Genomic DNA, 6,238 nt, shown 5'->3' with positions numbered 1-6,238 from the left:
CCCCTCCTCCGAGAGCCCCCCGGCGCCCGCCCACTCGGAGGTCCCGCGGGGTGGTTTCGACCCCCGGGCGCTCACCGACTTCCAGTTGGACGAGCTGACGCACCGTCTGACGGGGCGCATCACCCGCCTTCTGCGTACCGAACTCCGCCTGGACCGCGAGCGCGTCGGGCGCCTCCGCGACCCCCGGCACTGACCGCCTCCCGACTCCTCGCCCCGCCGCCCCCGCTGAACCAGAAAGGCCCCTCGATGTCCCGCGATCTCGACCCGGGCTCCACCATCTTCTTCACCCTGACCATCGACGGGGAGAGCCTCGGATTCTTCAACGGGTGCGAGGGGCTGTCCTCCCAGGTGGAGATCGAGCAGCGGCAGGAGGGCGGCAACAACGGGTTCGTCTGGCAGCTCCCGTCGCGCGTCACCTTCTCCACGATCCGGCTGACCCGGCCCCTCACCCCGGACACCACCAAGGTCGCCAAGTGGATCTCGTCGGTCACCACGGGCGTGACCCGGCCGACGGCCCAGATCGCGGCGCTGCGCGCGGACGGTTCCGAGGTGGCGAAGTGGGGCCTGATCGACGTGCTGCCGGTCAGCTGGCAGGGCCCGTCGCTGGACCCGGCGAATCCGGGCGTCGCGACGGAGGTCCTGGAGATCACCCACCACGGCTTCACGGACTGAGCGCAGGGGAGCAACGTCATGGCCAAGGGAAGCAAGGGCGGCGCGGGCAAGAGCCTCGTGCGGGCCACGCTGGCGATCCACGAGCCGCCCGTCGGTTCGAGCACCACACCGGGCGGGCTCATCAGGTCGTTCGCGTTCGACTTCAACCCGTCGCAGCTCCAGCTGGGCCGCCGCGCCCAGTGGAAGGTGACCCCGACGGCGGCCGTCCGCGACGGTTCCGTACCGGAGTTCATGGGTCCTGAGCCGCGCGAGATGACCGTCGAGATCTTCCTGGACTCCTCGGACAAGCCGGGCAGCAACACGGTCCTGAAGAAGGTCGAGTCACTCCTCGAATGCTGCGAGGTGACGACGAAGAGCATCGCCGCGAAGCAGCCGTCGCCGCCGTGGGTGGTGTTCCAGTGGGGTTCGTTCTCGACGGCCCGCTTCACCTCGTACGTCAGCAGTGTCGATGTCAGCTACTCGCTGTTCGGGACGACGGGCGTGCCCATCCGGGCGACCTGTCAGGTGCGGTTGCACGAGATCCCCAGCAAGACGAAGGGGCAGAACCCGACGTCGGGCGCGCTGACCGCGCAGCGCGTGCACCGGGTCGTGGCGGGGGACTCCCTGCAGTCGCTGGCCTGGCGGGAGTACGGCGACACGGCGGCCTGGCGGACCATCGCCGAGGTCAACGGCATCGACGACCCGAACCGGCTGGCCAACGGCACCGAACTGGTGCTGCCCGCCGTCGAGGAGGTGCGTTTCTGATGGTGCAGTCGGCGTATTCGAGCGTCATCCAGGTCACCCTGGGCGGCCGGCCGCTGCCTGCCGACTTCGCCCCGCTCCTCGTCGAGGGGTGGGTGGACCAGGGTCTCGGGGTGCCGGCCGCGTTCCGGCTCACCTTCCGCGACCCCCACCACCAGGTGCTCGCCAAGCTGGGCGTGAAGTTCGGCACGCCGGTCGTCCTGGCGCCCGTCGCCGACGGTCAGGGCGCCGCGAACCCCCTGTTCACGGGGGAGGTGTGCGGGCTGGAGGCGGACTACGACGGCACCGGCTCCTTCACCGTGATCCGCGGTTACGACCACGGTCACCGGCTGATGCGTCAGCGCCGCGTCGCCGCCTACCGCAACCAGAGCGCCTCCGACATCGCGCGCAAGCTGGCCGCGCAGGACGGTGTGCCGGTCGGGCGGATCCAGGCCACGAAGACGGTCTACGAGTTCATCAGCCAGGCCAACGTCACCGACTGGGACTTCCTGGCCCGGCTCGCCGACGAGAACGAGATGGTCATGTCGGTCGATGCGAAGGGGAAGTTCCAGTTCGTGCGCCCGGACCCCGCCTCCGGCGCGCCGGCCACCTCCACGCCCGGCGACAGGAGCCCGTTCGTCCTGGAGGCCGGGACGGACATCCTGCGGCTGCGGGCCGCCGTCACCTCCGCCGAACAGGTCGCCACGGTCGAGGCGCGCGGCTGGGACGTCACGACGAAGAAGAAGCTCACCGCGACCGCACCGGCGAAGACCAACCCGGGCATCAGCATCGGCACGACGCCCGGCGAGGCCGCCGCCAAGTTCAAGCCGGCGAAACTGGTCGACGCGCAACAGCCCTACGACCGGCAGTCCGAGGTGAAGTTCGCCGCGGAGGCCCTCGCCGACGAGGTGACCGGCTCGTTCGCCGAGCTGGAGGTCGTCGCGCGCGGCACCCCGAAGCTGCGGCCCGGCCTGCCCGTCACGCTCGCCGACGTGGGCGCCCCCTTCGAGGGCAAGTACACGGCGACGTCCGTACGGCACGTCTTCGGCGACGGCCGGCACTACGAGGCGTGGGTCACCGTCAGCGGCCGGCAGTGGCGGTCCCTGTACGGGCTGGCGTCCGGCGGCGGCGACCCGCACAACGGCCTGCGCCTGCCCGGCACCGCGAACGCCCTGGTCACCGACATCCTGGACCCGCTCAAGCAGGGCCGGGTCAAGCTCCAGTTCCCGTGGCTGGACGACGCCTACGTCAGCGACTGGACGCGGGTCGTGCAGTGGGGCGGCAAGGACGGCGGCTCCATCTTCCCGCTCGACGTGGGCGACGAGGTGCTGGTCGCCTTCGACCGGGGCGCCCTGGACCGCCCGTACGTCATCGGCGGCCTCTACAACGGCAAGGACAAGCCGACGCCCGTCAGGGACGTGCCCCTGCACGACGGGGCGCGGCGCCGGGCCGCCCGGCACACCCTGTCCGACCGGGACGGCAACCGTGTCGACCTGCTCAGCCAGAAGACCGGCGGCCGCAAGCAGGGCGTGCGGGTGACGTCCGGCGACGACCGGCTCGTCATCAACCTGGACCGGACGAAGACCGAGATCACCGTCGACAGCAAGGGCGCCGTCAGCATCACCGGCTCCCGGTCGGTGACCGTGAAGGCGGGCACCGACCTCACCCTCAGCGCCGGCCGCAACCTCGCCATCAGAAGCGGCGGTTCCCTCACCCTGAGGGGCGGCCTGGTCAACATCAGGTCACTGACGGGCGTGGTGTCGGTGGACGCGGCGGGCCTGCTCAACCTCAAGGCGCTCGGCGCCGCCACGCTCAGCGCGGGCACCACCGTCCAGGTCAACTCCACCACCAACGTGGGCATCCGGGCCGCGACGGTCATGCTCCAGGGCGCCGTACTCGTCAACGCCAAGCCCTACCCGCTGCCGTGACGACACCCCGACGGCACGCCGTGAACACCAGGAGAAGGCAGGTGGCCCTCTGATGGCCGAGCAATTCGTCGGATCGGGCTGGGCGTTCCCGCTGCGCATCGGCCCCACCGGGGGCATCGCCCTGGTCAGCGGCGAACGCGAGATCGAGGAGGCGATCCGGCTGGTCCTGGCGACCGCGCCGGGCGAGCGCCCGATGCGTCCGGAGTTCGGCTGCGCCATCCACGACCTCGTCTTCGCCCCGGTCAACGAGTCCACCGCGGGCCGCATCCAGCACGAGGTGTACGCCAGCCTCGACCGCTGGGAGCCGCGCATCGAGGTCACCGACGTCGAGGTCACCGCGGGCGCCGAGCAGGGCGTGCTGTTCATCGACGTCCGCTACGCGATCCGCGGCACGAACAACCCGCGCAGCCTCGTCTTCCCCTTCTACGTCATTCCGTCCCACGACGAGCCGGACTCCCCGGCCTCCTCGGGTACGGCCTTTGAAAGCGACCGCTGATGGCTCTGCCCTCCCCCAATCTGGACGACCGCCGCTTCCAGCAGTTCGTCGACGACGCCAAGCGCTACATCCAGCAGCGCGCCCCGGAGTGGACCGACCACAACGTCTCCGATCCCGGCGTCACCCTCGTCGAGACGGTCGCCCACATGGCCGACCAGATCGTCTACCGCCTCAACCGGGTCCCGGAGAAGAACCACCTCGCCTTCCTCGACCTGGTCGGCATCCACCTGTTCCCGCCGTCCGCGGCCCGCGCCGACGTCACCTTCTGGCTGTCGGCGCCGCAGGAGGAGACCGTGCTGCTGCCGGTGGGCACCGAGGTGGCGACCGTGCGCACGGAGAGCGAGGAGGCGGTGGTCTTCGCCACGGAACGCGAACTGTCCGTCGTACCGTGCGAGTTGCGTCACCTCGTCGTGCAGCACCAGGGCGAGCCGGTCGCCGACCGGACCACCGACCTCGTCGAGGGCAAGGACCTGCTGTGCTTCTCGGAGGCCCCGCAGCCCGGCGACTGCATGCTGCTCGGCCTGACCGCGGCCGTCCCGCACTGCGCGGTCGCCCTCGAACTCGACAGCCGGGTCGACGGCGTCGGCGTGGACCCGCGCCAGCCGCCGCTGGTCTGGGAGGCGTGGACGGAGGACGGCTGGCAGTCCTGCGAGGTCGACCGTGACGGCACCGGCGGCCTCAACCGGCCCGGCGAGGTCGTCCTGCACGTCCCCGCGGGCCATGTCCTGTCCCGTTCCGGCGGCCAGGAGGCCGGCTGGCTGCGCTGCCGTGTCACCGAACCGCTCACCGGCCAGCCCTTCTACACCACCTCGCCCACCGTGCGCTCCGCCGAGGCCTTCACGGTCGGCGGCACCGCCCCCACGGTCCACGCCGAGACGGTGTACGACGAGGCGCTCGGCGAGTCGACCGGCCTGCCCGGCCAGCGCCTGCGCCTGGCCCACGCCCCGGTCGTCGGCGACGACCCGCCCCTGCTCCTGCAGACCGCCGGGCACGAGGGCTGGACCGACTGGCGGGTCGTCCCGCACTTCGCCGCGTCCGGCCCCGCCGACCGGCATGTCACCCTCGACGCGGCGACCGGCGAGATCGCCTTCGGCCCGTCCGTGCGCGAACCCGACGGCACGCTCCGCCAGTACGGCGCCGTCGCCCCCAAGGGCTCGGTGATCCGCGCCCGCCGCTACCGCACCGGCGGCGGCCGGGCCGGCAACGTGGCCCGCGGCTCCGTACAGGTGCTGCGCACCTCCGTGCCGTACATCTCCGAGGTCGTCAACCGGGAGGCCGCGCGCGGTGGGGTCGACGGCGAGACCGTGGACGAGGCCAAGGTGCGCGCGCCCGTCACCCTGCGCGCCCAGGAGCGTGCCGTCACCCTGCGCGACTACGAGGAACTGGCCCGCCGCGCCGCCCCCGAGACGGCCCGCATCACCTGCCTCGAAGGCGACCCCGATGAGCACGGGGCCTACGCGGTGCGGGTGTTGGTGGTGCCGCAGGCCGTGCCCGATCCGGGCGGACGGCTCCGCTTCGAGCAACTGGTCCCCGGTGACACCCTGTTGGACCGCATCACCCGGCACCTCGACGAACGCCGCCTGATCGGCACCCGGCTGGCCGTCGGACCGCCGTACTACCAGGGCGTCACCGTCGTCGCCACCGTGCACGCCTTCCGCGGCGTCGACACCGACCGGGTGCGCCGCAAGGCCCACGACGCCCTCTACCGGCACCTCGACCCGCTCACCGGCGGCACCGACGGCCGCGGCTGGCCCTTCGGGCGGCCCGTCCAGTCCGGCGAGGTCTTCGCCGTCCTGCAGCGCGTCCCCGGCGTCGAACTCGTCGACCAGGTCACCCTGCACCCCGCCGACCCGCTCACCGGCAAACGCGGCGACGCCACCGATCGTATCGACCTGTCCGCACCCGCCCTGGTCTTCTCCTACGACCACCGCGTCCGCGTGATCGGAGACGGCTCATGAACCCGGCCGCACCGGCGAGCGGGGTACTCCGGTGAGGGGCTCGGTCGACGGGCTCGGCTCGTCCGCGCCGATCGGCGCGATGCTGCCCGCCGTGTTCGCCGACGACGACCTCGCCCAGCGGTTCGTCGCCGGACTCGACGAGGTGATCGCCCCGTTCCACAACGTCCTCGACTGCCTCCCCGCCTACTTCGACCCCGCCCTGGCCCCCGTCGACTTCACCCGCTGGCTGGCCGGCTGGGTCGGCGCCGAGACCGACGGCACCGAACCCGAGGAACGGCTGCGGGCCGCGGTCGCCGCCGCCGCCTACCTGCACCGGGTGCGCGGCACCCGGCACGGCCTCGCCGAGGCGATCCGGCTGGCCTTCGGCGTGCGGCCGGAGATCTCCGAGAGCGGCGGCGCCTCCTGGAGCGCCCGCCCGCTCGGCCCGGTCCCCGGCGAACCCCGCCCGCACCTGCACGTCACGC

6 protein-coding genes and 1 pseudogene are annotated in these 6,238 nt (G+C 72.3%); all 7 read left to right on the top strand.

From position 1 onward, the window contains the following. Window positions 1–193, top strand: a pseudogene (locus P1P75_RS38720) (hypothetical protein); the annotation flags it as partial. Between the two features lie 53 nt (window positions 194–246). Then, window positions 247–672 carry a phage tail protein gene (locus P1P75_RS38715; protein WP_319264224.1) on the top strand — a complete coding sequence of 142 codons (426 nt, stop codon included), beginning with the start codon at window positions 247–249 and terminating at the stop codon, window positions 670–672. An 18-nt stretch (window positions 673–690) separates the two neighbouring features. After that, entirely contained in the window at window positions 691–1,416 is a 726-nt protein-coding gene (locus P1P75_RS38710; protein ID WP_319264222.1) for a LysM peptidoglycan-binding domain-containing protein, read from the top strand. Then, a complete protein-coding gene (locus P1P75_RS38705; RefSeq protein WP_319264221.1) occupies window positions 1,416–3,320 on the top strand; it encodes a VgrG-related protein in 1,905 nt (634 codons plus the stop codon). The genes P1P75_RS38710 and P1P75_RS38705 overlap by 1 nt, the downstream gene beginning before the upstream one ends. A gap of 52 nt (window positions 3,321–3,372) precedes the next feature. Beyond that, window positions 3,373–3,816 (top strand): GPW/gp25 family protein, encoded by a 444-nt coding sequence (locus P1P75_RS38700; protein ID WP_319264219.1) that lies wholly within the window; start codon window positions 3,373–3,375, stop codon window positions 3,814–3,816. Continuing rightward, a complete protein-coding gene (locus P1P75_RS38695) occupies window positions 3,816–5,774 on the top strand; it encodes a putative baseplate assembly protein (RefSeq protein ID WP_319264218.1) in 1,959 nt (652 codons plus the stop codon). Before P1P75_RS38700 ends, P1P75_RS38695 begins: the two co-directional genes overlap by 1 nt. Window positions 5,775–5,805: 31 nt before the next feature. Then, window positions 5,806–6,238: phage tail protein (locus tag P1P75_RS38690; RefSeq protein ID WP_319264216.1), on the top strand; the 433-nt coding region annotated here is incomplete at its 3' end.

This window comes from Streptomyces sp. ID05-39B (assembly GCF_033794725.1).
Classification (GTDB): Bacteria; Actinomycetota; Actinomycetes; order Streptomycetales; family Streptomycetaceae; genus Streptomyces; species Streptomyces bobili.
The sequence above is the reverse complement of the archived record's forward strand: the minus strand, read 5'-3'. Positions and strand labels throughout refer to the sequence as shown.